Genomic DNA, 23,432 nt, shown 5'->3' on the forward strand with positions numbered 1-23,432 from the left:
AATTGAGGTGAGTCTATGGCGCAAAAGAGAGAAGAACGCTTAATTGAGTTATATGAAAAAGGTGTCCTGACCAAGGAAGAGGCTCGCGCCTGTTTTAAGGAAATGAATCAAGAACCAGACTTTCTTTTTGTGGAAGAAAAAGCAAAATTGAATTTTACCTTACCAAGTTTTAAGGTCTTTGCTTCCTCAAAGCTGAAACAGGCTTATTCATTTGATGGAATTGAATCACTCTTTCTAAAATTATCCGAGGGGCGGCTGACTCTAACCAAGTCTAAGAATGAACAGATCACCTTAGAAATTGTTTATAATCAAGATGCGCCAGAAGACAAGCTCCCCCGTCTTTATGTTGAAAAGAAAGGACTATATTTCAACAGTAGTTTGGCCTGTCGCTTGACCATTAGCTTACCCCAGGAATGGATGTCAGTACTAGATGTAGAACTTGGTCAAGCAGATGCCCGGTTAGACTACTTGCCGTTTGAAGATATTTCTATCCGCAGCTCAAGAGATAAAAAACAACAGGATATTCGCTTGACAACCTGCGGTGGCTACCCACAACATTTGTATGTGCAATTAGCACACGCGCCCTTCACCTTACAAACAGGGAAGGGGCAGGGAATTCGAGGTCAGATTGAGTCTCAATCAGGTCAGGTTTTAGTCAATCGGAAAAAGAAAAATAGTCCTTATCAATTTGAAAAATCAGGAAATGATTTACTCTTTATAAAAGCACAGACTGGTCAAGGTGCTTTTTATGTGAAAGGAATAAAAGATGTCAATTGATTTGTATAGAGTAAGAAAGGGAAAAGTTGTGTCTGGCGTTCTTGCTGGCATTGCTCATAAATTAGGATGGGAAGCATGGCTTGTTCGAGCCCTCTTTATAGCAGGTCTTCTATTTGGAAAATCTTTTATCTTGTTAGTCGCCCTTTACGCAGCAGCAGTTTACTTCTTACCATATAAGGAAGATAAGGATGCCGAGAAATATGGAACTGGCCCGCGTAAGATAAAAGATGCTGAGAAAATACATAAATCTTGGTTTGAATAATGCAAAAAAACTTGAGTTTAAAATGAAGCTCAAGTTTTTTGTATGCTTAGTTTGCGTGACTAGCTATTAATTCTAGTTGTCCGGTAAAGGTCCAGTCTGTCACATCGGCTGGTAAGATAAAGTGGGTTCCTTTTTGAAGTGGGTAGCTGGTTTCACCGACTTGGATGGCACCTTCCCCTTCGATGACACTGACAAGCAGGTAAGGAACGGTCTGTTCCATTTTGATTTTTTGCTGGATATTCCATTTATATACGGTAAAGAAGGGATTGGCAACAAGGACTGTCGAATCAAGATGATCGATTTTAAGCTTGGCAGGTGTTGAGTTAGCAACAGGTCCGATGGTCAGCACGTCAATCGATTTCTCAATGTGTAGTTCACGGAGGTTGCCTGCATCGTCTCGGCGGTCAAAGTCATAGACACGGTAGGTTGTATCGCTAGATTGTTGGGTTTCTAGTATCATGATACCTTTACCGATGGCGTGCATGGTGCCGCTTGGTACAAAGAAGAAATCACCCTTTTTGACGGGTACATGGGTCAATAGCTTGTCCCAATCTCCAGCTTCGATTTGCTGGCGGAGTTCTTCTTTGGATTGGGCATTGTGGCCATAAATGATTTCAGCCCCGTCCTCAGCTTCTAAAATGTACCAACATTCTGTTTTGCCAAGCTCCCCTTCGTGAGCCAAGCCATAGCTATCATCGGGATGGACTTGAACGCTAAGCCAATCATCTGCATCAAGGATTTTGGTTAATAATGGAAAGACATTATCTGTGGGATTGCCAAATAAATGTTTTTCATTCTGATAGAGGTCATCCAGTCCTCTTCCTTTATATTGACCATTTGAGACAGTTGTTACGCCGTTTGGGTGGGCTGAGATGGCCCAACACTCACCAGTCTTTTCACTAGGAATATCGTAGTGGTAGTTGGTTTTCAGGCGTTGACCACCCCAAATTTTTTCGTGCATTACCGGTGTGAGAAACAAGGGTTCCATGATTTTCTCCTTCATAATAAGAATTCTACTATATAAAGTATAACAGATTTGTTAGAAATATGTAGCAATGGGAGGGAAGCGTATTTAATCTGTGGAAGTTTTGCAAATTTTGTGAGAAAAAGAAAGAAACTCATTCTTTTTACCAAATCAGCCACTTGTTTTTCCCCCAACCCCTAGCTTATGGTATAATATAATAAAACTGAAAGTGAGGGAACAAATGACCGTTTATGTAAAAGATCTGGTCGATAATCTGCGGATTGAATGTGCTTACAGTACGGAAGAGCTCCTGAAAAAGCCTATTACAACGGCAGACATTACCCGTCCAGGATTGGAAATGACTGGCTACTTTGATTACTATGCTCCAGAACGGATTCAGCTGATAGGGATGAAGGAGTGGTCTTACTTGATGGCTATGACTGCACATAACCGTTATCAGGTCCTTTCTCAAATGTTCCAACCAGAGACGCCTGTAGTCATTGTTGCGCGTGGATTAGCTATCCCTGAGGAGATGTATAAGGCGGCGAAAGAAAAGCAAATTGCGATCTGTAGCAGTAAAACAGCTACCAGTCGTCTCTCAGGCGAATTGTCCTCTTACTTGGATAGCCGTTTAGCACAACGAACCAGTGTACATGGTGTCTTGATGGATATCTATGGGATGGGGGTTCTTATTCAAGGGGATTCTGGTATTGGTAAGAGTGAGACAGGTCTAGAGTTGGTTAAACGAGGACACCGATTGGTGGCTGATGACCGAGTTGATGTCTTTGCCAAAGATGATGTTACCCTTTGGGGTGAGCCTGCAGAAATTCTTCGTCATTTATTGGAAATTAGAGGAGTTGGGATTATTGATGTGATGAGTCTATATGGTGCAAGTGCCGTTAAAGATTCATCAGAAGTGCAATTAGCTGTCTACCTTGAAAATTTTGAAACTGGCAAGGTGTTTGACCGATTGGGAAATTCTGGTGATACGATTGAGATTGCTGGGATAGCGATTCCTCAAATTCGTATACCTGTAAAAACAGGACGAAATATTTCTGTAGTGATTGAAGCAGCTGCAATGAATTACCGAGCAAAACAAATGGGATTTGATGCGACAAAATTATTTGAGGAGCGTCTTTCTAATTTAATTGAACACAATAGGAGTGAAAACTAAGATGGATCCAGTTGCAATTACATTAGGCCCCCTAGAGATTCGTTGGTATGCCGTCTGTATTTTACTTGGTTTAATGCTCGGAGTTTATTTAGCAGTAAAAGAGGCTCCGCGCAAGAAAATCCTTCAAGATGATATTTTGGATTTTATCTTGATTGCCTTTCCACTTTCCATTGTTGGAGCGAGAATATATTACGTTGCCTTTTCTTGGAGCGACTATAAAGACAATATCTTATCCGTTTTTGCGATTTGGAATGGCGGAATTGCTATCTATGGTGGTTTGATTACGGGAGCCATCATCTTGTATTTCTTTACACAGTACCGCTTTATCAAAACACTAGATTTTCTAGATGTCGTTGCGCCATCGGTCATGTTGGCTCAGGCGATTGGTCGTTGGGGAAATTTCTTCAACCAAGAAGCTTATGGTAAAGCTGTTGATAGCCTTAATTATTTACCAGGATTCATACGTGATCAGATGTATATAGACGGTGCTTATCGTCAACCAACCTTCCTATTTGAATCGTTGTGGAACTTATTGGGATTTGTAGTGATTTGTATATTACGCAGACGTCCTAAACTTCTCAAACAGGGAGAAATCACAGCTTTCTATCTCATTTGGTATGGTATCGGTCGATTACTGATAGAAGGAATGCGGACAGATAGTCTCATGTTCTTGGGCGTACGCGTCTCACAATGGTTGTCTGGAATTCTGATCCTCGTTGGTATTATCATGGTTGTGCTACGGAGAAGAAAGTCAACAGTTCCGTACTATCTATCGTAAAGGAGAAAATATGATTATTGAAATTTCAGTGTTGATTATTGCCTTGTCCATCGCGTCTGTGGCAGTATATATTGTATTATTGTTAAAAAAATTGGGGACAGTAACGGACGAAGCGCAACAGACCCTAAAGGTCTTGACTAGCGATGTGAATGTAACACTCTACCAGACCAATGAGCTATTAGCTAAAACCAATGTCTTGGTAGAAGATGTCAATGGAAAAGTTTCTACTCTTGATCCGCTATTTGTAGCAGTAGCAGACTTGTCAACTTCTGTATCTGATTTAAATGCGTCAGCTAGAGATTTAACAGTAAAAGCTAAATCTGCTGGTGCAAATACTGTTAAGGCAGGCGGAGCACTCTCCGCCCTGTCAACGATCTCATCACTCTTAGGTAAGAAAGGAGAAAAAAATGGTAAGAAAATCAAGTAGTGTACTAACCAGTCTCTTATTGGGAGCAGCGGGAGGTGCAGCGGCTGCTGCATTTCTAGCAAGCAAAACTGGTAAAGCGGTCAAAGAAAAGGTAGTCAATTTTGCAAATGATTACAAGGAAAATCATGATGAAATCAATGCTGATTTCGTGAACAAAGCCCAAGATCTAGGAAAACAAGCATCTGAACGGTTCACTGAAGTGAAAACACAACTTGAAACTGGTGAACTGACAGTTGAAGACTTGGTCAAATCTGGCAAGGAAAAATCTTTGGAAACCTTTGAACAAATCAAAGAAAAAATTGCAGAACAAAATCTTTCTACAGCAGATATTCTGGATGCAATTAAAGCTAAAACCGCTAAAGCACCAACAGTTGATGTAACGGCTGATGATATTGAAGATGCTGTGGTAGTTTCAGAGGATATTGAAATTGATATTGATTCTGTTGTTGTTGAACCTACTGTGGAGGAAGTAACTGAAGCACCAACAAATGATAGCGAAGAGTCTCACAACCTCTAAAATAATAGTCAAAGAATCAATTTAGCATTGCTAAATTGGTTCTTTCTTTTGACAAGAAATTGGTTCATTTGTGAGAGAAGGAGTAATTTTGCCACAAAACCCTTCCAAAATACTATTATTTCCAGTATTGAAATAATCATTTCATGTTACAATGATTGATAGAGAATATTAGAAAGAAGATTAAGATGAAATTACCACGTTTTGGGGTTGAAGAATGGCTGAATGTCCATGAAAAAAATGCAAAATATGATATCGCAGGGGTTTCCATCAAATCATTAACCTTAGATGAACTTTTTGAGTTGACCAATACTTCTGCAGCGACATTTTACAAGGAACTGGGAAAGACAAAATTGGATTATGGCTGGATTGAGGGGTCTCCAGGGTTTAAGAAATCAGTCAGTCAACTCTATCGTACAATCGGACCAGAACATATCTTACAGACTAATGGTGCTACTGGAGCAAATTTTCTAGCCCTCTTTAGTCTAATTGAACCAGGTGATCATATTATTTCGCTCTATCCCACTTACCAACAGCTCTATGATATTCCAAAATCACTAGGTGCAGAGCTTGAATACTGGCAGATTAAAGAAGAATTGAATTGGTTACCAGATTTAGATGATTTACGTCAATTAATTCGCCCTCAGACAAAGATGATTTGTTTAAATAATGCCAATAATCCTACGGGTGCGGTAATGGATGATGTTTTCCTAAAAGAAGTGGCTACAATTGCGGCCAGTGTTGGTGCCTATGTACTAGTTGATGAAATTTACACATCGTTTTCGGAAAACAACAATTCTTCAATTGTAGACCTGTATGAAAATGGCATAGCAGTCAACAGTTTGTCCAAAACCTACTCCTTAGCAGGTATTCGTATTGGCTGGGTTGCTGCAAATGAGAAGGTCATTTCCATTTTACGTGATTATAGGGATTACACCTTGATTTGCGCAGGTGTATTCGATGATATGGTGGCTCAGCTTGCTTTGGACAATCGCCAGGCAATTTTAAAAAGAAACCGCCGCATTATCCACGAAAATCTATCCATTTTGGACCATTGGATATCTATGCAACCTAGGGCATCCTACATAAAACCTGCCTTTGTCTCAACTTCATTTGTTAAATTGGATGTTCCCATTCCGATTGAGGAATTTTCTTTGAACCTATTAGAAAAATATGGGGTATTGGTTGTACCTGGAAGTCGATTTGAAAAAGAGGGGTATGTTCGCATTGGATATGCCTGTGACCAAGAGACACTGAAAAAAGGATTGGAGCTATTAGGAAATGCTTTAGCAGCATACGACAAAAGTCATTGAAAATCAACTAGAATCGAAGATCTATTGACAACTCATCACAAATGATATGAGTTCTTCTCAGTCTCTAGCACCTTTGGGCATTCTTTTTAAGGTAATAGGCAGCAATATAGCACTAGAACTTTTCACTCATCGAGAATCTTGACGAGGGAGTATGTAGATTTTCAAACAGTATAATCTTAAAATACACAAACAAAGCTAGCTTAGAGAACCTAAACTAGCTTTTATTTTTATTGATAGTTGGGAGAGTAAAGAGTTCATTCCAATCAGGGAAATTTAGGTCGGGTTTTGGGAGGCGATTATTCCATCCTTCTAGCCAGATTTGATAACGGGTATCAAAGAGCATGCGAATGAGTTTATCCATCATCTCGGCTTCTTGAGGGGAAAATTCTTTTCTTAATCGATCAATGTCCTGTAATTTTTGCAAGGGATTGATGACAAAGTCACTAAAGCGTTCGATGCCAGCTTGAATGAAAATGCCAAAAAATAGATCGAAAAAGGCCTGTAATTCTTCCTCTGTTAAACTAGCAGTCCATGCTTTTAAGGTACGGTCAATTTGCAAACTTTCTTCAGTAAGTGCTGGGGCGGTCCGGAAATCGCACCCATCTACCTCCCAAGAAAAGCTGATGTGTTGTAATAAACCGATTGTGCGACTGCTCACTATTTGCGCTTTTTCTGGTGTTTCCAACATCATCCCTACAATGGAATTTTGAGGAATAATCGGTACAATTTTTTGTTCGATTCCCAAATACCCATCCGACGTCAAATGCTGTTTATGAAGTCCTGGAGCGTCAAAAGCGTAAACAATCAAAATATTTTGTTGAAGGGTTGGTGGAAGTTGAGAAGTAGCATAAATTGCTAAATTACCACCCTTCGAGTGGCCTGAAACATAAAAATCAGAATGTTGAGCAGCCATGATATCCTGCAAATAGCGACTGGCAGCTTGTTGTGCAGGAATTTCCTTCATATAGGTCATATGGAAATCTTCCTTCCACCCAATGATGGTATCGTCGGTGCCACGGAAACAGGTCAACACTGTATCCCTATCCAAGTGATAGCTAACTGCTGCAAATTGTTGTTGTAAATCAATCTGATAATCATTAACATAGGCAAATGCTTTCAAGTATTTATAGCGTTTTGAGCTAGCCATTAATTCAAAAAGAGTTAAGCGGCTCTTTGTGACCATGGTAAAAGGAGGAAATTTTTGATTGTATTTTTCATTGAAAGCATCAAATAATTTATCAATACGAATACCAGAACTGTCGAATTCTGTCGGAACAAGATCGTCAAAGGGGAGATAAGATAATTCTGTTAAGGCTAGAATATCTAATTTATTAATGGCTTGATCATAGAAACTATCATATTGGATATTTTTAATGTAATCTAGTAAATTTGGCATAAAAACCTCAAGTTTTCTTATAGATAAATAGTATAACCTAATCATGCATAGATGACAACTATTCGTATAGTAATTTGGCCATTTTCATAAAAATTTCACATTCATTTCCACCGAATAAATTTGCATAAATTTTATGGAATAGGCTATAATAATAGAAGAGTGAAAGGAGACACAGATGCAGAAGATTTTTCTAGTCGAAGATGATAAAACCATTAGCCAATTGGTCGCTAAAAACTTGACGAACTGGGGGTATCAGGTTCAAGAAGTAAAGGATTTTCAGACGATTTTGAAGCAAATCGACGATTTTCAACCTCACTTGATTATTCTTGATATCAGTCTTCCTTTCTTTAATGGGTATTATTGGTGTCAGGAAATCCGTAAGACCTCTCGTGTTCCCATCATGTTTTTGTCTTCGCATGATCAGCCGATGGATATTGTCATGGCAATTAATATGGGAGCGGATGACTTTGTGACCAAACCCTTTGAAATGACAGTACTTTTGGCAAAAATACAAGGACTTTTGAGAAGAACCTATGATTTTGTTGGTGAGCAGAGTTTACTCTGGTTTGAAGAGGTTGCACTTGATTTAAAAACTATGCAGATCTCCTATACAGAAGCTGTTGAAGAATTGACTCGTAATGAATTTCAGATTTTACGAGTACTTTTTGAGCATGGCAAAGAAGTCGTTAGTCGCGAGGAACTGATGCGTGAGTTATGGAACAGTGATATCTTTGTCGATGATAATACCTTATCAGTAAATATTGCCCGATTGCGCAAAAAATTGACAGAACTGGGCTTGCCAGACCTCATTGCGACCAAGAAAGGAGTCGGCTAGGGCCTAGTGTGGATCCATGAATAAAGATGATTTTCGTAGCGTTTTTTATCAATTTCTAGGTTCTTGGCTTGGCCATCGTTGGATTTTTCTCCTTGCCTTTATCGTTTTTTCGGGGATTATTCTAGGATTCGGCTCTCTTTTTGAAATAGACATCAATTTAATCATTTATGCCCTTACCCTTCTCAGTCTCTGCTGGTTTCTTGCTCTTTTGTTCGACCTTCTTGTCGAGTTTTCTCGTTTTAGAAAAATCTGGCGTGGTCAGAAGGTCGCGTCAATGACAGCTAGTGAGCGTTGCTTACAGGAGAAGTTGGAGAGAATGGAAGTTGAAAATAAATCACTCTTTGAAAAGCAGCGAAAGGACCAGGCTGAATTAGATGATTACTATACCCTCTGGGTCCATCAAATGAAAACACCTATAGCAGCCAGCCACCTCTTAATCAATGAAATTGAGACCAGTCAAATTCGTCACCAACTAGAATCAGAGTTGTTCAAGATAGAGCAGTATACTGGTTTGGTCTTGAATTACTTGCGACTCCAGTCTTTCCATGATGATTTAGTCATTGAACCTGTTCATTTAGATGAGCTCATCAGGACTCTGGTGAAGAAATATTCTCTCTTTTTTATACAGTCTAACAATCGTTTGGACTTAGGACAACTGGATCGGATTGTAAGGACTGATAAACGGTGGCTAGGACTTCTGATTGAGCAAATTTTATCCAATGCCCTCAAGTATTGTCAGGAAGGGACCATTTCGATTGTTTTGGACGGAGATGATTTGGTCATTGGTGATACAGGAATCGGGATTGCAGAGAGTGATTTGGAACGGGTCTTTGAACGTGGTTTTTCAGGATTCAATGGTCATAGAACACAGCAATCTTCGGGACTTGGGCTTTATCTTTCACGTAAAATCGCAGCGGAGCTGGGCTATTCCCTAAAACTAAGCTCCAAAGTGGGTCAGGGAACCGAAGTTCGAATCGGGATCAAGGAGGTTGAACTTGTCATAGACTAGTCTTACAAATTTGTCACTTTAATGAAAGCTTGAGCTATGGCAGCTTATATTGGCATAAGCTAGAATGGAGGTAGAAAAAGAAAGGGAGTGATGTTATGACCGTCTTAGATGTTCAGCATGTGCAAAAGATTTATAGTTCACGCTTTAAGGCAGGGCAAGTAGAGGCCTTAAAAGATATTCATTTTACTGTAGAAGAGGGAGAATATGTCGCTATCATGGGTGAGTCTGGCTCAGGGAAGTCGACCTTGCTCAATATTTTGGCCACCCTCGATAAGCCAACGCGAGGCAAGGTTTTGCTGAACGGTTTGGATACACAGTCTATCAAGAGCAAGGAAGTAGCAGCCTTTCGTCGGGAGAGATTGGGCTTTGTATTCCAGGACTTTAACCTCTTGGATACCTTATCCGTCAAGGACAATGTTCTCCTGCCATTAGTTCTTTCTCGCTTTCCGATAGATGAGATGAACAAGCGTTTGGTACATACACTCAATAGTCTTGAAATTGGGACCTTGCAGGAGAAAATGCCATACGAAATCTCAGGAGGTCAGCAACAACGAGTTGCGGTGGCGCGTGCTATTATCACACGACCAGAAATTCTTCTAGCAGATGAGCCGACTGGTGCCTTAGATTCCAAATCGTCAGCAACCTTACTGGATATTTTTGAACAAATTAATCAGCAGGGGCAAACGATTCTGATGGTAACCCATTCGACAGCTGCAGCAAGTCGGGCAAAACGGGTTTTATTTATCAAAGATGGTATTCTCTATAACCAAATCTACCGAGGTGAGCGGACCAGTCAAGAGATGTTTCAGTTGATATCAGATACTCTGACTCTTATGGCGAATCGAGGTGAGTAGTATGTTTGGACTATGCTTTCGATTGGCGCTAACCAATCTAAAAAAGAACCGTCGTCTCTACTACCCATACGCAATAATGACCATTGTTTCCACAGCCATTTCTTATATATTTGCATCATTAGCTTTTCATCCTGATTTAGGTCAAGTCAAGGGAGCAAATGGAGTGACCCAAGTGTTGGGGTTTGGTATGATTGTGGTCATGTTAGCAGTTGCTATTATGGTTTTTTATGCCAATAGTTTTGTCATGAAGCAACGGTCAAAAGAGTTCGGTGTCTATAGTATTCTGGGTTTGGAGAAAAAACACCTTCTTTTGATGACTTTCCTAGAAAATGTGGTCTACTCAACTAGCACTATTTTGACCGGCCTCCTTTTAGGACTGGCCCTGGACAAACTTTTCTATGCGCTCTTGCTTAAGACCATGCAAATGCCAGTTGTTTTGACATCCGTCTTTCAATTGAAAAATGTGGCAATTGTACTTGCCTATCTCTATGGAATTTTCATTTTAGTCAGCCTAGTTAATATCGGAAAGCTAGGCTTGACTGACTCTCTCAAGTTGGTTCAGGGCAAGAAGCGTGGGGATAAGAAAACAGGATTCCTCTGGTTGCAAACTCTTTTGGCTCTTATTTTACTGGGGGCAGGCTATGCTATTGCCCAACTAGTGACGAGTCCTATACAGGCTATTCCAAGCTTCTTCGGAGCAACTCTTCTGGTTATCCTTGGAACTTATTTGCTCTTCCAAGCAGGTGTTATCAGTCTATTAAACTGGCTCAAGCGCCGTCAGACCTATTATTATAAGCCAGACAATTTTATTTCTGTATCTAACTTGATTTTCCGTATGCGGAAAAATGCTCTGGGTCTTGCTACGATCACCATTTTATCCACTATGTTTTTAGTGACCATGGTTGGAGGACTTAATATTTACATCGGTGGTAAGGATTATATCGCCAACCAGAACCCAAATGATTATTCGATTGATGTTGTCATGGAACCTACCACTTCAAAGACACAAGTGGAGGAGTGGGCGGATACTATCTTGGAAGAGGCGGGGATTCCTGTGGAAAGTAAGGTAGTCTATCCCTACCAACAAGCCTATTTTTCTGAAGTGACCCATCAGCAAGTAAGATTTTTGACGGATGAAAAAGCAGCTAGTATAGATTTCTCTGCCCTTGGTATTGGGTTTATCCTTGATCAAGCCAGCTATGAAAAGATGACTGGTCAAAAACTGGAGTTAGCAGCTGACCAAGTGGCCATTTATAGTAAGGGAGTCCAGTTTCAAGCTGGTCAAACCCTCACCTTTGATGAAAAGGGGATGGAAGTTGCCCAAGTCTTGCCTAAGAATGTGACCTTGGGCCAGCTACCTGACCATATGTCTTTCAATGTCAGTCAATACTTGGTCGTTGTGGTTCAAGATTTGACGATATTTGAAAATCAAGCTGAGAATCACTATTATATGGGCTTTGAAAGCAGTTTGTCAGAAGAAGAACAGATAGAACGCTATGATGCTTTCGTATTTGGAAACTTTGAAAGCGAACTGTGGAGTTCTAATTTTCTTCCAGATGGTACCAACTCAATCAGTCTGTCCTATCGTGCTTATGCCATGCGTACATTCTTCAGTTTTGCTGGCTCACTTTTCTTCATTGGGCTCTTGCTATCGCTCACCTTCCTGATGGCGGTGGTATTGGTTATCTATTTCAAACAGATTTCAGAAGGTTATGAAGACAGAGATCGCTTTATCATCATGACCAAGGTTGGTCTGGATGAGAATCAAGCAAGACAGTCCATCCGTAAGCAGTTGTTGATGGTATTTTTCCTTCCAATCTTCCTGGCTATAGTTCATCTTGGTTTTGCCTATAAGATGTTATCCGCCATCCTTGTTTCAATTGGTGTCGTAAATATGGAATTAATGTTACACGTAACGATAGGAATTTGTGTGGTCTATTTCTTACTCTACTTGATGGTTTTTGCAATAACAACACGAACTTATAAACAAATTGTTTCCTAAAAACTTGGGGTTTTCCCAAGTTTTTTGATATTTCTAACATAACGTGGAACATTTTTAGAATTTTCAGTCAATTTAATGTTTACAGATTAAGAGGATAGTGATATTGTATGTAGCATAACAAAAAAGTTCATTCTATAGTTGTTTAGTGTCATCGTACTTGCCTTTTATAAAAAATGAAGACAGTAAGATAAGTGCTAACAATTAAGGGATAGAAAAGGAGATGTGCTTATGAAAATTGAAGGATCAAGTATTGCCTTTATAGTGATTTGTACAGGTTTGGTATTTTTAATGACACCAGCCCTTGCTTTCTTCTATGGTGGTCTCGAGAGGCGGAAAAATGTCATCTCAACGATGATGATGTCTGTTGTCTCTCTAGCCCTAGCAACGGTGATGTGGTTCACTGTTGGTTACTCTCTATCATTTTCAGGGGATGGAAATCTTATTGGTAATCTTGGACATGCGTTTTTCCAAGGCGTCAGTGATTCAGAGAGTACAAGGGGCTTGACGATTCCGGATTCACTTTTCGCAGTTTTTCAGATGATGTTTTCTATCATTACTGTTGGTATTTTAACCGGTTCTGTTGCGGGACGGATGCGATTTAAACCTCTCTTAATCTTCATAATTGGTTGGCTTCTTTTAGTTTACTATCCATTTGCCCATATGGTTTGGGATGAAGGGTTACTTGCTCAGTGGGGTACAATTGACTTTGCTGGTGGTGATGTTGTCCATATTACATCAGGGGTAAGTGGCTTGGTTTTGGCTTTGGTAGTTGGCAAGCGCAGGGACTTTAATCGCCTTGAATACCGTCCACATAATGTACCATTTGTCCTATTGGGGGCAGGCTTACTTTGGTTCGGTTGGTTTGGTTTCAACGCAGGTTCTGCCTTAGCAGCCGATGGTTTGGCTGTTCATGCCTTGGTAACGACACATTTGTCAGCTGCAGCGGCCATGTTCTCATGGATTTTGTTAGAATATATAAAGAACGGAAAACCATCACTTGTAGGTGCTTCAACAGGATTAGTAGCTGGATTGGTTGCTATTACGCCCGGGGCTGGTTTTGTATCAACGTGGAGTGCAGTGATTATCGGATTATTGGTTAGTCCAGTTTGTTTCTATGCAATTGCGATTGTGAAACATAAACTTGGTTACGATGATGCCTTAGATGCTTTTGGCTGTCATGGTGTCGGTGGTATTTTTGGCGGTATCGTAACAGGACTGTTTACTACTCCTGAATTGGCTCTCGACCCTGAAAATATTGGCTTGATTTATGGGAATCCACGCCTGTTCTTGGTAACCATCGCAGCGATTGTCTTTACAATTGTTTGGTCTGCAGGTATGACATTTGTTCTCATCAAGGGAATCTCATTCTTCATGCCACTCCGCGTTTCAGATAGAGAAGAAGCAATTGGTTTGGATGATACAGAACATGGTGAGACAGCTTATCCAACATTTATGGGCTTAGATTCATAAGAGAGGTGTTTTTGATGAAAAAAATAGAAGCAATTATTCGTACAGAGAAATTAGAAGATCTTAAGGTTGCCATAACTAGTGCAGGAGTTGCAAAGGGAATGACGATTTCACAAGTTCTGGGTTTTGGAAATCAAAAAGGTTTTGCGGAATTCGTTCGTGGCCAAAAGGTGACTCCAACCATGCTTGCTAAGGTAAAAGCAGAGATTGTTGTTGAAGATGCCGCAGTTGAAGAAGTTGTTGATGTCATCACTACTGTAGTCCGAACTGGGGAAGTCGGTGATGGTAAAATATTTATTCAGCCAATCGATGATGTTGTTCGCATCCGTACAGGGGAACGTGGTCGTGATGCAATTTAGAACTTGGATTCACTGCTCAGCACTTTCATTTAAGTAAGCTTTTCAACACTAGTTCTTGACAAAATACAGTTAGTGTTCTCTCAAAAAACAGTGTAGATCGCTTTCTTATCTAAAAGTTTATCATAGGTGAATATTGGTTCTTAGAAATAGATATGAAGAACTTGGGGCAACCCAAGTTCTTTTTTCACAGGTTCTAAGATAGGTTTCTACCGCAACTTTTTATCTTCCCCCTTCAACAGTCTCTCCCCAGAATGTTTGTACACAAACTGCGTTTGTTTAATTTCCCACCTCCAACAATCTCCCAGATTGTTTGTACACAAACTGCGTTTGTTTTATTTACCACCTTCAACAGTCTCTCCCCAGACTGTTGAAGCAATCTATCACTGTGCTGAGATGTTAACGCAAACTTTTAGAAGTGATGTTTTTTTTTGAATATTTTTTACTATATTGTTTTACATACTAGTTATCTTGTGTTATACTATAGATACAAAACTAATAGGTAAAACAAACTAGTGATAAAAGACAAATAAAATCACTTTTATTTTTATCAGACTAGTAGGCATTACAAACTAGATAGGAGTATAACATGAAATTGGATAGGGAGAAACGTGAAAACTGGGAAGTGGTAGCCATCACGCTTGTGACGGCCATTATAACTGGCTGGGCCTTGGATTCTATTTTGATCTTAGGCATCATGTTGGCGTCAGGCTTGCTGTTTGGATTTTTTGCAGAGGAAGAGGAGGACTTATGAAAGAAACCCAGATGCTCAAGGGGGTCCTGGATGGCTGTGTATTGCAAATAATCAGCCAGAAGGAGATTTATGGTTATGAGTTGGTCCAAGAGTTGAGAAATCAGGGCTTTGAAAACATGGTCGGAGGGACAGTCTATCCCCTCCTTCAGAAGTTAGAAAAAAATAGCCTGATTTTTAGTCAGAATAAGCCCTCGCCAGACGGGCCAGATAGAAAGTATTTTTATCTGACAGACCAGGGAAAGGCTTATCTAGAGAGTTTTTGGAGCCAGTGGACGGAATTGGTCCAAAAGGTTCAGCGATTGAAAGGAGAGTAGGATGAGCAAACAAATGGAATACCGCAAGCAGATTGAAGTGATTGAAAACCAGCTGACCAAGGAAAACAAGGAGTATATGGGCCGTATCAATGGCTACATGATGATTGCCTCTGTCTTTCACAGGCAGGAAGAAGCAGTGACTGCCCAGCTCCTATCCATTTACCAAGATGTTCTGGAAGCTCAAAAAGACGGGCTTTCAGCGGAGGATTTTCTGGGCAAAGACAGCAAGCAGATGGCGGATGACCTACTCAGCTACCTCCCTCCGATTGGTTTCGTGGAAGTCGCAAACCTGAGTGGCCTCATGCTCATCATTTACCTTGGTAGCCAATGGCTCATGGATTTTGCAGGGACAGGAACCATCTCTCTCAACTGGCTGGACCTGATATGCGACGCGCTACTTAGCCTCCTCCTCCCCGCTGGGATTTTCCTCATTATTCGCGGTCTCATTTACCAGACCAGCAAAATCAAGGTTTGGGCAAGCTTTCTCTGCATCCCTCTTCTTTTTCTCCTGATTTGTGGACTTCGTCTCTGGGCAATGCCCAAGGAACCTGACCTAGTCTTGACTGGCTGGGGGCTTCTAGTGCCACTCACCTTGCTCGGTCTCGCTCTGCTATTTTTCCAAAAGGAAAAATTAGTCCGCTATGTCTTTTTACCGACCTATCTCTTCATGATTGTTGGCGGTGTGGTAAATATGGTCATGACCGTTCCAGTTTGGCTCAATCTGATGTTGGTCATTCTTCCAGCGATGGCCTTTTGGATTGGAACTGCGGTTTTGTTGGTGAGAAAGGGTAAGTAAAGAGTTGATATTTTTGGTATAATAAAGAAAAATATAGGGAGTAAAACCATGACATTTGAAGAGATTTTACCAGGCTTGAAGGCCAAGAAAAAGTATGTTCGCACAGGCTGGGGCGGGGCGGAGAACTATGTCCAGCTCTTTGACACCATTGAAGTTCACGGGCAAAAGCTGGAGGCGACGCCCTATTTCCTCATCAACGTGACAGGCGAGGGCGAAGGCTTCTCCATGTGGAGCCCGACACCTTGTGACGTCCTTGCGACCGACTGGGTAGAAGTTCATGACTAAGACAGCCCTCATCACAGGCGTTTCCAGCGGCATCGGACTAGCTCAGGCGAGGATTTTTTTGGAAAATGGCTGGCGTGTCTACGGGATTGATCAGGCCAGCAAGCCTGATTTGGCAGGAGATTTCCACTTTCTACAGTTGGACCTGACAGGCGATTTAAGCCCAGTCTTTTCCTGGTGCCAGACAGTTGATGTCCTCTGTAATACCGCAGGCATTCTAGATGATTACCGACCCCACCTTGATATTGAGGAGGATGAATTAGCTCGCATCTTCGCGGTTAATTTTTTCGCGGTGACTAGACTGACCCGCCCCTATCTACAGCAAATGGTGGACAGACAGTCGGGCATCATTATCAATATGTGCTCCATTGCCTCCAGTCTAGCAGGAGGAGGGGGCTCAGCCTATACTGCTTCCAAGCACGCTTTAGCAGGCTTTACCAAGCAGTTGGCTTTGGACTATGCCAAGGACAAGGTCCAGGTCTTCGGTATCGCCCCAGGTGCCGTCCAAACAGGCATGACCCAGAAGGACTTTGAGCCTGGTGGTCTGGCGGATTGGGTGGCAGACCAGACCCCTATCGGACGCTGGTCCCAACCCAGCGAAATCGCAGAGCTGACCTTTATGCTGGCTACTGGCAAACTGGCTTCCATGCAAGGCCAAATTATCACCATTGACGGTGGCTGGAGTTTGAAGTAGGGAGGAAAATTATGATTCTAGAAACCAATCGTCTGTTGATCCGCCCGTGGTGTGAAGCAGATGCAGCAGATTTATTTGTTTATGCCAGCCACCCAGATGTTGGCCCAGCAGCAGGATGGCCTGCTCATCAGAGTGTTGAAGAAAGTCGAGAGATTATCAATACTGTTCTCAGCCAACCAGAAACCTATGCCCTTGTTCACAAAGAAACAGGACAGGTGATTGGAAGTATCGGACTGATGATTGGCAAGCAAGGTGGTCTTGATTTGCCTGATTCAGAGGCCGAGATTGGTTATTGGATTGGTCATTCATTTTGGGGACAGGGATTGGTGCCAGAGGCTAGTCAAGTTTTACTGGATTACGGCTTTTCCCAATTGAATTTAGAGAAAATATGGTGTCGTGCCTTTGTAGAAAATAGCAAATCATTACGTGTCCAAGAAAAACTGGGCTTTGTATACCAATACCTCATGGAAGATGTGCATTTCCCACTCATTGATGAAGTCCGTAGCGAACGAGTGAATCTGCTGACAAGAGAGGAATGGCAGACTAGGAAGGAGCACCCATGACACCAACACAACTCTGGCAAAACTTTCTTGCAATCAATCCCCAAGCAGGTCCTGAGCCAGAGGCCTGGGCCTTTGGGGCGGAAGCTGATCGACTGGCTGATTTGGTAGCTAAGGGCATTAAAACTTCGACCAGCTCTGCCTATGCCCTCTACGCAGTGGAGGGAGAAGAAATCCCAAGAGCTGGTGGCTATGACATCATTCTGGACGGACAAGGTCAGGCTGTGTGCATTATCCAGACCACCAAGGTCTATGTGACGCCCTTTTCCCAAGTGACGGAAGAACATGCCTATAAGGAGGGCGAGTTCCGTCAGGAAGGTGACTTGTCTGACATAAAAGCGAAAAGTCTGATCCACTGGCGACAGGTCCATGAAGAGCTTTTCACTATCTGGCTGGAAGAAGCAGGCCTGTCCTTCTCAGAAGATATGCTAGTCGTCTGTGAAGAATTTGAATTGGTTTACCCTAAAAACTAGGCTCTTGCTTGATTATTTTAGTTATTTATATTATAATAATATAAAATTAAACAAGGAGGTTCCTATGAATAAGGAACGTGTCATTAATTTATTGGACCAGCTTTCTTCTATTCTTGCTGGAAAAGAGGAGGAGTTTGGCAAAGAGAAGACAGGGAAGTTGCAGTCGGCCTTGCTTGTTGCCAAGGAAGATGTGGCTAGTAAGGAAGGAGTGGCTTTGGCAAATAGTTTGTCAGGCTTTGTGCAGACCATTTCTAATGCTAGTTTGCCTGGCGCCAATCTCCGTTTTACAGACCAAGAACGCCCTGTTTGGGAAGAGTTTAAAGCCTTGACAGAGAAAGCAAGAGAAGATGGTCAACGAGGCCTTCATTTAACAATCTAAGGAGCTCAGGCTCCTTTTTCTATCCTAGATTGTAGCATCTTTCTTGAACCTGGCATCAAAACAGTCCAGTGGTTTTAGGCTATTCAGTGAAGTGCCTCAGCCTAAACCTAGAAAGGTAAAAGTGAGGAAAAAGTTGGGAAGTTGGCGGTAGTAGGTTCACATCATTCAGGGACTACAGTTAGCCCAGACTAGATGCTTGGAAGTGAGAGGGATACTTTGCATTTTGTCGAGTTCTCTTTCACTTCTTCCGCTATTTTCCAAAAAATTCAAAATTTGCTATAATAGTGGTATTACGAAGAAAAGAGAATTATTTATGAGCAATAACTATGCAATTATTCTAGCGGCGGGTAAGGGTACTCGCATGAAGTCTGATTTGCCAAAGGTCTTACACAAAGTGGCAGGAATTACCATGTTGGAGCATGTCAAACGGGCTGTAGATGCTATGGAACCTGCTAAAACAGTAACCATTGTCGGTCACAAGGCAGAGCTGGTGCAGACTGTTCTCGAAGGTCAGTCAGAGTTTGCCCTTCAATCTGAACAGTTGGGGACAGGCCACGCCGTTATGATGGCTGAGCCAGCTCTTGCAGGTTTGGAAGGTCAGACCCTTGTTATCGCAGGGGATACGCCGCTGATTACAGGAGAAAGCTTGAAGAATCTCATTAACTTCCATGTCAGCCACAAGAATGTTGCGACTATCTTGACAGCTCAGGCTGATAACCCATTCGGATATGGTCGGATTATTCGCAATGCTGATGGGGAAGTGCAAAAAATTGTTGAGCAAAAAGATGCCAACGATTTTGAAAAACAAGTGAAAGAAATCAATACAGGAACCTACTTGTTTGATAATAAACGTCTTTTTGAAGCGCTTAAAGATATTAATACGGACAATGCCCAAGGTGAGTACTATCTGACAGATGTTATTTCAATTTTCCGTCAGGCAGGCGAAAAGGTTGGTGCCTATGTATTGCGTGATTTTGATGAAAGTTTGGGTGTCAATGACCGTGTCGCTCTTGCGACTGCAGAAGCTGTGATGCGCAAACGAATCAATGAAAAACACATGGTCAATGGTGTGACATTTATCAACCCAGATGCTACCTATATTGATATTGATGTTGAGATTGGCGCAGAAGCTGTTATCGAAGCTAATGTTGTCTTGAAAGGGCAAACGGTGATTGGTGAACGTACTGTTTTAACCAATGGTACTCGTGTACGTGATGCGAAAATTGCAGCAGATGTAGTTATCAGCAACTCAGACATTGAAGAATCTGTCATTGAAGAAGGTGTGACGGTAGGACCATACGCCCATATTCGTCCAGGTAGTCTTTTGAAAAAAGATGTACACGTTGGAAACTTTGTTGAGGTTAAGGCTTCAACTTTAGGAGAAGGAACAAAATCTGGTCATTTGACCTACCTGGGAAATGCAACGATTGGCAATAATGTTAACGTTGGTGCTGGCTCCATCACTGTCAATTACGACGGTAAAAATAAATATAAAACAACTGTCGGTGATAATGCTTTTGTTGGTTCTAATTCTACGATTATTGCCCCAGTAACTATTGGGGACAACGCCTTGCTTGCTGCTGGATCAGTGATTACAAAAGATATTCCAAAAGATGCTATCGGTATTGGTCGTGGTCGCCAAGAAAATAAAGAAGGTTATGCGACACGTTTCCCCTTCCATCCAAGTCAAAAATAGGTAATCGTATGAATTTTGAAGAAAAAACCATTGAGCGGACAGAAATTTTTAAAGGACACATTTTTGATGTAGTAGTAGATGATGTTGCCTTGCTAAATGGTGGAACTGGTAAGCGTGAACTCATTTTCCACAAGGGAGCAGTTTGCGTTTTAGCCGTTACCCCAGAAGGTAAAATGATTTTGGTCAAACAGTATCGGAAAGCGATTGAACGCGCCATTTATGAGATTCCGGCAGGAAAGTTGGAATTAGGAGAAGAAGATACGCTAGAAGATGCTGCCTTGCGAGAATTAGAAGAAGAGACAGGTTATACCAGTGACAAACTGACATTGCTAGCAGATTTCTATTCAGCCATCGGTTTTTGTAATGAGCGAATTCGCCTTTATTTAGCAGATAACCTTATCAAGGTTGAAAATCCTCGTCCAATGGATGAAGATGAGGTTATCGAATTACATGAGGTAACCTTGGAAGAGGCTTTGAACTTGATGGCTACTGGCGAGATTTGTGATGCTAAGACGATTATGGCTGTGCAATATTTACAGCTCATGAGAAAGTAGGTTAAGGCATGAGGAAGCCCTTGTTAACGGATGATATTTTAGAGAAAGTGAAAAAGAATCAGTATTCAGGTCAATCAAATCAATTTGGACATTATAGTCCAAATCAAGATGTATCAATGGATGACAATTTATTTGAGCCTTATCTAGAAGAAGAGTATCAAGGGTATGAGGAAGGCCAAACCATCCGAATTCCAGTCAAACCCAGTGTGGTAAAAAGTCGTCGTATTGAAACCATCAAGAGAGAAGAATTCCGTAGTAAAGTGAATAAAATCCTCTTGTGGGTCATCATCTTGCTGATTATCTTTATCATTGCAGTATTATTTATTTAGGAGAAGAGATGAAATTTGGAATTATCGCAGCCATGCCTCAAGAACTAAAGATATTAGTTGAGTATCTACAAGATAAAGCAGAAACCAATGTCTTGGGTCGAACTTACTATCAGGGACGAATCGGTCAACATGATGTCGTTCTTGTTCAGTCAGGTATCGGTAAGGTTATGTCAGCTATGTCTGTAGCGATTTTGGCAGATCGTTTTTCGGTTGATGTCATTGTCAATACTGGCTCAGCTGGTGCTGTTGCTGACGGTATTGCCATCGGTGATGTGGTTGTAGCGAATCAATTGGCATACCACGATGTCGATGTGACAGCTTTTGGCTATGCTTACGGGCAAATGGCAGGGCAGGAATTGTATTATCCAGCAGACCAAGCCTTGTTAGAACAGCTCAGAACCGTTTTAGCAGAGCAGGAAATGATTAGCCATGTGGGTCTGATTGTGACAGGTGACAGTTTTATCGCAGGTCAGGAGAGAATCGCTACGATCAAAACTCATTTCCCAGAAGTCCTTGCCGTAGAGATGGAAGGAGCAGCTATCGCTCAAGCAGCTGTCAATACAGGCAAGCCATTCTTGGTTATCCGTGCCATAAGTGATACAGCTCAGGGAGATGCCAATATCACCTTTGATGAATTTATCATTCAAGCAGGAGAACGTTCTGCCCAGACCCTGATTGCCTTTCTGGAGAAAAATTAAGCAGATTTTGACAACAATACATTGAAAAGGATGACAGTAGCAAAATGTTGTTACTGTTTTTCTTGTGTAAAAATTTGAGACTGGTGTTGTAAGGTTTCAGCTATCTGTCCCCATACAGTTGTGAATATGTAATGTTGAAAAATATATGATAATCATTTACAATTTTGTTTATGAAAAATAATTTAGGAGGAAGATTTGATGCAACGATTATTGCTTGCAAATGATTTGCCTGGTGTGGGCAAGGTTGCCCTAGCCACTAGCATCCCAATTGCAGCAGCTTGTCAGGTAGAAACAATGCTTTTACCTACAGTTCTTTTATCCTCACACACAGGCGGTTTCCCAGATGTTGTCATTGAAGATATGACTGACTTGAATCGAGCCTATTTTAGACAGTGGAAGAAATTGAATGTAAAAGTAGCGGGAATTCTGTCAGGTTATTGTAGAAATCCCCAGCAACTTAGACAATTGGCAATGTACGCCAAGCAAACTGAGACACCATTGATTGTAGATCCGATTCTGGGTGACAATGGACGATTGTATACAGGTTTTACATCATCCTATGTAGAAGCCATGAAAGAATTGACTCAGTCGGCCAAGCTCATTCTTCCGAATATTACAGAAGCTTCTCTTTTAACTGGAAGAAATTATTTGGGAGATTCCTACGATATTCATGATATTGAGGATTTAGTAAAATCTTTGGCAGAGCAGGTGTCGGCAGATATTGTACTGACAGGGATTTCCTTTGATGATAGCCAAATAGGTGTAGCCTATTTTCAGCAGGAAACAGGGGGAATTACTACCTATTTGTCTAAAAAATATCCAGCAAATTTCTTTGGAACAGGTGACATTCTATCTACCTTGTTAGCAGTAGCAACTATTGAACAAATCAATCTCCATCAAGCCATCCCTCTTGCTTTAGAATTTATTGACAAAAGTTTAAGGCAAACCCTGTCATTGAATCGAGACCTAAAGTTAGGGATTTATTTTGAACCATTTTTAGCAGAATTACAACAGGCATTTCAAACATTAAAGGAGAAATTATGAAACAGAATCAATTACGTCAATTAACCGAAGTTAGTTTATTTGCAGCCCTTATTTGTGTGGTTGTCTTCTTTATTCGCATTCCTTTCGGAAGTCAATTTGTCCATCTAGGCAATGCTCTAGTGGTTGTGGGTGTTCTACTATTTGGAGCCAAAAAAGGAGCTGTGGCGGCATCTCTTGGTCTAGGCATCTTTGATTTACTTTCTGGCTATGCTTCAGTCGCTTGGATTACCATTTTAGAATCGCTCATCGTCTGCTTCATTTTGCATTTGTTTTACGAGAAATTCCTCAAGGAAAATGATCGCTTAACCAATATTATTTTGGTTGGAATTGTTGCGGCAATTACAAAAATTATCTTGAACCTATTGAAGTATACATTAACGGGAAGTTTTGTCGGAGGGTTAACCTTCTCAGCTTCCTTCCTCGCAGCTTTGGGTAAAATCTTAGGAACCTATGGCACTGCAATTACAACCATCATTGCTGTACCAATCCTCTATCAAGTATTCAAAGGTTTATATAATGGAAAACAAGGAAAGCAATCGTAATAAAAAAAGAAAACTTGAGGAAATTCTCCAATGTCATTAAGTTAAGCATTTAAGCAGCTAAAGAAACTATTCCCGTCTGAGTAGTTGATGACAAGACGGGAATAGTTTTTGTATTTAGGGCGCACAAAAAGGAAGGTTTTTAACCCTATTTTTCAACTATTATGTTACTCTATAAGTGAAGCTTACGGG

The 23,432-nt window shown here is 41.2% G+C and carries 29 protein-coding genes; 27 read left to right on the plus strand and 2 right to left on the minus strand.

The genetic code is table 11. The annotated features are described in order from the left end of the window. Nucleotides 1-15: 15 nt before the first annotated feature. Entirely contained in the window at nucleotides 16-777 is a 762-nt protein-coding gene (locus tag K6V43_RS06380; protein WP_172090026.1) for a hypothetical protein, read from the plus strand. Further along, on the plus strand, nucleotides 767-1,039 hold the full coding sequence (locus K6V43_RS06385; protein WP_172071542.1) for a PspC domain-containing protein: 273 nt from the start codon (nucleotides 767-769) through the stop codon (nucleotides 1,037-1,039). Before K6V43_RS06380 ends, K6V43_RS06385 begins: the two co-directional genes overlap by 11 nt. A 46-nt stretch (nucleotides 1,040-1,085) precedes the next feature. On the opposite strand, the gene manA is transcribed toward K6V43_RS06385, so the two are convergent. Then, a complete protein-coding gene (manA, locus tag K6V43_RS06390) occupies nucleotides 1,086-2,027 on the minus strand; it encodes a mannose-6-phosphate isomerase, class I (RefSeq protein WP_172019019.1) in 942 nt (313 codons plus the stop codon). 217 nt (nucleotides 2,028-2,244) lie between these two features. Here manA and hprK point away from each other — a divergent pair, with 217 nt between their 5' ends. The 5 genes from hprK (at nucleotide 2,245) to K6V43_RS06415 (ending at nucleotide 6,209) form a co-directional block, all read left to right on the plus strand. Continuing rightward, complete coding sequence (gene hprK, locus K6V43_RS06395) at nucleotides 2,245-3,177, plus strand: HPr(Ser) kinase/phosphatase (RefSeq protein WP_172130312.1); 933 nt, start codon at nucleotides 2,245-2,247, stop codon at nucleotides 3,175-3,177. 1 nt (nucleotide 3,178) lies between these two features. Next, entirely contained in the window at nucleotides 3,179-3,955 is a 777-nt protein-coding gene (lgt, locus tag K6V43_RS06400; protein WP_172130313.1) for a prolipoprotein diacylglyceryl transferase, read from the plus strand. Between the two features lie 13 nt (nucleotides 3,956-3,968). Then, on the plus strand, nucleotides 3,969-4,382 hold the full coding sequence (locus K6V43_RS06405) for a DUF948 domain-containing protein (protein WP_172130318.1): 414 nt from the start codon (nucleotides 3,969-3,971) through the stop codon (nucleotides 4,380-4,382). Then, nucleotides 4,363-4,899 carry a YtxH domain-containing protein gene (locus tag K6V43_RS06410; RefSeq protein ID WP_172130314.1) on the plus strand — a complete coding sequence of 179 codons (537 nt, stop codon included), beginning with the start codon at nucleotides 4,363-4,365 and terminating at the stop codon, nucleotides 4,897-4,899. Before K6V43_RS06405 ends, K6V43_RS06410 begins: the two co-directional genes overlap by 20 nt. Before the next feature lie 185 nt (nucleotides 4,900-5,084). Further along, entirely contained in the window at nucleotides 5,085-6,209 is a 1,125-nt protein-coding gene (locus K6V43_RS06415) for an aminotransferase (protein WP_172130315.1), read from the plus strand. A gap of 214 nt (nucleotides 6,210-6,423) precedes the next feature. On the opposite strand, the gene K6V43_RS06420 is transcribed toward K6V43_RS06415, so the two are convergent. After that, nucleotides 6,424-7,605, minus strand: a complete 1,182-nt coding sequence (locus tag K6V43_RS06420; protein WP_172130316.1) for a DUF2974 domain-containing protein — start codon at nucleotides 7,603-7,605, stop codon at nucleotides 6,424-6,426. Between the two features lie 175 nt (nucleotides 7,606-7,780). On the opposite strand from K6V43_RS06420, the gene K6V43_RS06425 reads away from it, so the two are divergent. The 20 genes from K6V43_RS06425 (at nucleotide 7,781) to K6V43_RS06520 (ending at nucleotide 23,243) form a co-directional block, all read left to right on the plus strand. After that, nucleotides 7,781-8,440, plus strand: coding sequence for a response regulator transcription factor (locus K6V43_RS06425; protein ID WP_222382296.1), 660 nt, complete (start codon nucleotides 7,781-7,783; stop codon nucleotides 8,438-8,440). A gap of 16 nt (nucleotides 8,441-8,456) precedes the next feature. After that, a complete protein-coding gene (locus K6V43_RS06430) occupies nucleotides 8,457-9,449 on the plus strand; it encodes a sensor histidine kinase (RefSeq protein ID WP_222382297.1) in 993 nt (330 codons plus the stop codon). A 95-nt stretch (nucleotides 9,450-9,544) separates the two neighbouring features. Beyond that, nucleotides 9,545-10,303 (plus strand): ABC transporter ATP-binding protein, encoded by a 759-nt coding sequence (locus K6V43_RS06435; protein WP_222382298.1) that lies wholly within the window; start codon nucleotides 9,545-9,547, stop codon nucleotides 10,301-10,303. A 1-nt stretch (nucleotide 10,304) separates the two neighbouring features. After that, a complete protein-coding gene (locus tag K6V43_RS06440; protein WP_222382299.1) occupies nucleotides 10,305-12,305 on the plus strand; it encodes an FtsX-like permease family protein in 2,001 nt (666 codons plus the stop codon). Nucleotides 12,306-12,539: 234 nt separating this feature from the next. Further along, nucleotides 12,540-13,775 (plus strand): ammonium transporter, encoded by a 1,236-nt coding sequence (locus tag K6V43_RS06445; RefSeq protein ID WP_222382315.1) that lies wholly within the window; start codon nucleotides 12,540-12,542, stop codon nucleotides 13,773-13,775. A 14-nt stretch (nucleotides 13,776-13,789) separates the two neighbouring features. Further along, complete coding sequence (locus K6V43_RS06450) at nucleotides 13,790-14,131, plus strand: P-II family nitrogen regulator (RefSeq protein WP_024391727.1); 342 nt, start codon at nucleotides 13,790-13,792, stop codon at nucleotides 14,129-14,131. Nucleotides 14,132-14,717: 586 nt separating this feature from the next. Continuing rightward, nucleotides 14,718-14,882, plus strand: a complete 165-nt coding sequence (locus tag K6V43_RS06455) for a hypothetical protein (RefSeq protein ID WP_222382300.1) — start codon at nucleotides 14,718-14,720, stop codon at nucleotides 14,880-14,882. Continuing rightward, a complete protein-coding gene (locus K6V43_RS06460; RefSeq protein WP_024391725.1) occupies nucleotides 14,879-15,196 on the plus strand; it encodes a PadR family transcriptional regulator in 318 nt (105 codons plus the stop codon). The genes K6V43_RS06455 and K6V43_RS06460 overlap by 4 nt, the downstream gene beginning before the upstream one ends. Before the next feature lies 1 nt (nucleotide 15,197). Then, nucleotides 15,198-15,992, plus strand: coding sequence for a DUF1129 domain-containing protein (locus K6V43_RS06465; RefSeq protein WP_024396847.1), 795 nt, complete (start codon nucleotides 15,198-15,200; stop codon nucleotides 15,990-15,992). A 48-nt stretch (nucleotides 15,993-16,040) separates the two neighbouring features. Then, the gene (locus K6V43_RS06470; protein WP_004194840.1) at nucleotides 16,041-16,277 is read left to right on the plus strand and encodes a DUF2829 domain-containing protein; all 237 of its coding nucleotides are present in this window, start codon (nucleotides 16,041-16,043) and stop codon (nucleotides 16,275-16,277) included. Beyond that, entirely contained in the window at nucleotides 16,270-16,968 is a 699-nt protein-coding gene (locus tag K6V43_RS06475) for a 3-oxoacyl-ACP reductase (protein WP_024391723.1), read from the plus strand. The genes K6V43_RS06470 and K6V43_RS06475 overlap by 8 nt, the downstream gene beginning before the upstream one ends. Before the next feature lie 11 nt (nucleotides 16,969-16,979). Further along, nucleotides 16,980-17,531 carry a GNAT family N-acetyltransferase gene (locus tag K6V43_RS06480; RefSeq protein ID WP_222382301.1) on the plus strand — a complete coding sequence of 184 codons (552 nt, stop codon included), beginning with the start codon at nucleotides 16,980-16,982 and terminating at the stop codon, nucleotides 17,529-17,531. Then, the gene (locus tag K6V43_RS06485; RefSeq protein ID WP_222382303.1) at nucleotides 17,528-18,001 is read left to right on the plus strand and encodes an ASCH domain-containing protein; all 474 of its coding nucleotides are present in this window, start codon (nucleotides 17,528-17,530) and stop codon (nucleotides 17,999-18,001) included. The genes K6V43_RS06480 and K6V43_RS06485 overlap by 4 nt, the downstream gene beginning before the upstream one ends. A gap of 64 nt (nucleotides 18,002-18,065) precedes the next feature. Next, complete coding sequence (locus K6V43_RS06490; RefSeq protein ID WP_222382305.1) at nucleotides 18,066-18,380, plus strand: hypothetical protein; 315 nt, start codon at nucleotides 18,066-18,068, stop codon at nucleotides 18,378-18,380. Nucleotides 18,381-18,693: 313 nt separating this feature from the next. Further along, nucleotides 18,694-20,076, plus strand: coding sequence for a bifunctional UDP-N-acetylglucosamine diphosphorylase/glucosamine-1-phosphate N-acetyltransferase GlmU (glmU, locus tag K6V43_RS06495; protein ID WP_222382307.1), 1,383 nt, complete (start codon nucleotides 18,694-18,696; stop codon nucleotides 20,074-20,076). A gap of 8 nt (nucleotides 20,077-20,084) precedes the next feature. Next, nucleotides 20,085-20,630 carry an NUDIX hydrolase gene (locus tag K6V43_RS06500; RefSeq protein WP_222382309.1) on the plus strand — a complete coding sequence of 182 codons (546 nt, stop codon included), beginning with the start codon at nucleotides 20,085-20,087 and terminating at the stop codon, nucleotides 20,628-20,630. An 8-nt stretch (nucleotides 20,631-20,638) separates the two neighbouring features. Beyond that, nucleotides 20,639-20,959, plus strand: a complete 321-nt coding sequence (gene macP, locus K6V43_RS06505; RefSeq protein WP_024391718.1) for a cell wall synthase accessory phosphoprotein MacP — start codon at nucleotides 20,639-20,641, stop codon at nucleotides 20,957-20,959. A gap of 8 nt (nucleotides 20,960-20,967) precedes the next feature. After that, nucleotides 20,968-21,657 carry a 5'-methylthioadenosine/adenosylhomocysteine nucleosidase gene (locus tag K6V43_RS06510; RefSeq protein ID WP_222382311.1) on the plus strand — a complete coding sequence of 230 codons (690 nt, stop codon included), beginning with the start codon at nucleotides 20,968-20,970 and terminating at the stop codon, nucleotides 21,655-21,657. A gap of 198 nt (nucleotides 21,658-21,855) precedes the next feature. Further along, on the plus strand, nucleotides 21,856-22,701 hold the full coding sequence (locus K6V43_RS06515; protein ID WP_222382313.1) for a pyridoxamine kinase: 846 nt from the start codon (nucleotides 21,856-21,858) through the stop codon (nucleotides 22,699-22,701). Then, nucleotides 22,698-23,243, plus strand: a complete 546-nt coding sequence (locus K6V43_RS06520; RefSeq protein WP_024403660.1) for an ECF transporter S component — start codon at nucleotides 22,698-22,700, stop codon at nucleotides 23,241-23,243. Before K6V43_RS06515 ends, K6V43_RS06520 begins: the two co-directional genes overlap by 4 nt. Nucleotides 23,244-23,432: the final 189 nt, after the last annotated feature.

Source organism: Streptococcus suis (assembly GCF_019794615.1).
Taxonomy (GTDB): Bacteria; Bacillota; Bacilli; order Lactobacillales; family Streptococcaceae; genus Streptococcus; species Streptococcus suis_AI.

Bases quoted from the DNA above. Each gene is read 5' to 3' on its own strand.
- glmU (WP_222382307.1), top strand. From the start codon at position 18,694: ATGAGCAATAACTATGCAATTATTCTAGCGGCGGGTAAGGGTACTCGC.
- K6V43_RS06470 (WP_004194840.1), top strand. From the start codon at position 16,041: ATGACATTTGAAGAGATTTTACCAGGCTTGAAGGCCAAGAAAAAGTAT.
- K6V43_RS06460 (WP_024391725.1), top strand. From the start codon at position 14,879: ATGAAAGAAACCCAGATGCTCAAGGGGGTCCTGGATGGCTGTGTATTG.
- K6V43_RS06410 (WP_172130314.1), top strand. From the start codon at position 4,363: ATGGTAAGAAAATCAAGTAGTGTACTAACCAGTCTCTTATTGGGAGCA.
- K6V43_RS06465 (WP_024396847.1), top strand. From the start codon at position 15,198: ATGAGCAAACAAATGGAATACCGCAAGCAGATTGAAGTGATTGAAAAC.
- K6V43_RS06510 (WP_222382311.1), top strand. From the start codon at position 20,968: ATGAAATTTGGAATTATCGCAGCCATGCCTCAAGAACTAAAGATATTA.
- K6V43_RS06420 (WP_172130316.1), bottom strand. From the start codon at position 7,605: ATGCCAAATTTACTAGATTACATTAAAAATATCCAATATGATAGTTTC.
- macP (WP_024391718.1), top strand. From the start codon at position 20,639: ATGAGGAAGCCCTTGTTAACGGATGATATTTTAGAGAAAGTGAAAAAG.
- hprK (WP_172130312.1), top strand. From the start codon at position 2,245: ATGACCGTTTATGTAAAAGATCTGGTCGATAATCTGCGGATTGAATGT.
- manA (WP_172019019.1), bottom strand. From the start codon at position 2,027: ATGGAACCCTTGTTTCTCACACCGGTAATGCACGAAAAAATTTGGGGT.
- K6V43_RS06415 (WP_172130315.1), top strand. From the start codon at position 5,085: ATGAAATTACCACGTTTTGGGGTTGAAGAATGGCTGAATGTCCATGAA.
- K6V43_RS06440 (WP_222382299.1), top strand. From the start codon at position 10,305: ATGTTTGGACTATGCTTTCGATTGGCGCTAACCAATCTAAAAAAGAAC.
- K6V43_RS06450 (WP_024391727.1), top strand. From the start codon at position 13,790: ATGAAAAAAATAGAAGCAATTATTCGTACAGAGAAATTAGAAGATCTT.
- K6V43_RS06485 (WP_222382303.1), top strand. From the start codon at position 17,528: ATGACACCAACACAACTCTGGCAAAACTTTCTTGCAATCAATCCCCAA.
- K6V43_RS06455 (WP_222382300.1), top strand. From the start codon at position 14,718: ATGAAATTGGATAGGGAGAAACGTGAAAACTGGGAAGTGGTAGCCATC.
- K6V43_RS06385 (WP_172071542.1), top strand. From the start codon at position 767: ATGTCAATTGATTTGTATAGAGTAAGAAAGGGAAAAGTTGTGTCTGGC.
- K6V43_RS06480 (WP_222382301.1), top strand. From the start codon at position 16,980: ATGATTCTAGAAACCAATCGTCTGTTGATCCGCCCGTGGTGTGAAGCA.
- K6V43_RS06380 (WP_172090026.1), top strand. From the start codon at position 16: ATGGCGCAAAAGAGAGAAGAACGCTTAATTGAGTTATATGAAAAAGGT.
- K6V43_RS06435 (WP_222382298.1), top strand. From the start codon at position 9,545: ATGACCGTCTTAGATGTTCAGCATGTGCAAAAGATTTATAGTTCACGC.
- lgt (WP_172130313.1), top strand. From the start codon at position 3,179: ATGGATCCAGTTGCAATTACATTAGGCCCCCTAGAGATTCGTTGGTAT.
- K6V43_RS06500 (WP_222382309.1), top strand. From the start codon at position 20,085: ATGAATTTTGAAGAAAAAACCATTGAGCGGACAGAAATTTTTAAAGGA.
- K6V43_RS06490 (WP_222382305.1), top strand. From the start codon at position 18,066: ATGAATAAGGAACGTGTCATTAATTTATTGGACCAGCTTTCTTCTATT.
- K6V43_RS06430 (WP_222382297.1), top strand. From the start codon at position 8,457: ATGAATAAAGATGATTTTCGTAGCGTTTTTTATCAATTTCTAGGTTCT.
- K6V43_RS06475 (WP_024391723.1), top strand. From the start codon at position 16,270: ATGACTAAGACAGCCCTCATCACAGGCGTTTCCAGCGGCATCGGACTA.
- K6V43_RS06520 (WP_024403660.1), top strand. From the start codon at position 22,698: ATGAAACAGAATCAATTACGTCAATTAACCGAAGTTAGTTTATTTGCA.
- K6V43_RS06425 (WP_222382296.1), top strand. From the start codon at position 7,781: ATGCAGAAGATTTTTCTAGTCGAAGATGATAAAACCATTAGCCAATTG.
- K6V43_RS06515 (WP_222382313.1), top strand. From the start codon at position 21,856: ATGCAACGATTATTGCTTGCAAATGATTTGCCTGGTGTGGGCAAGGTT.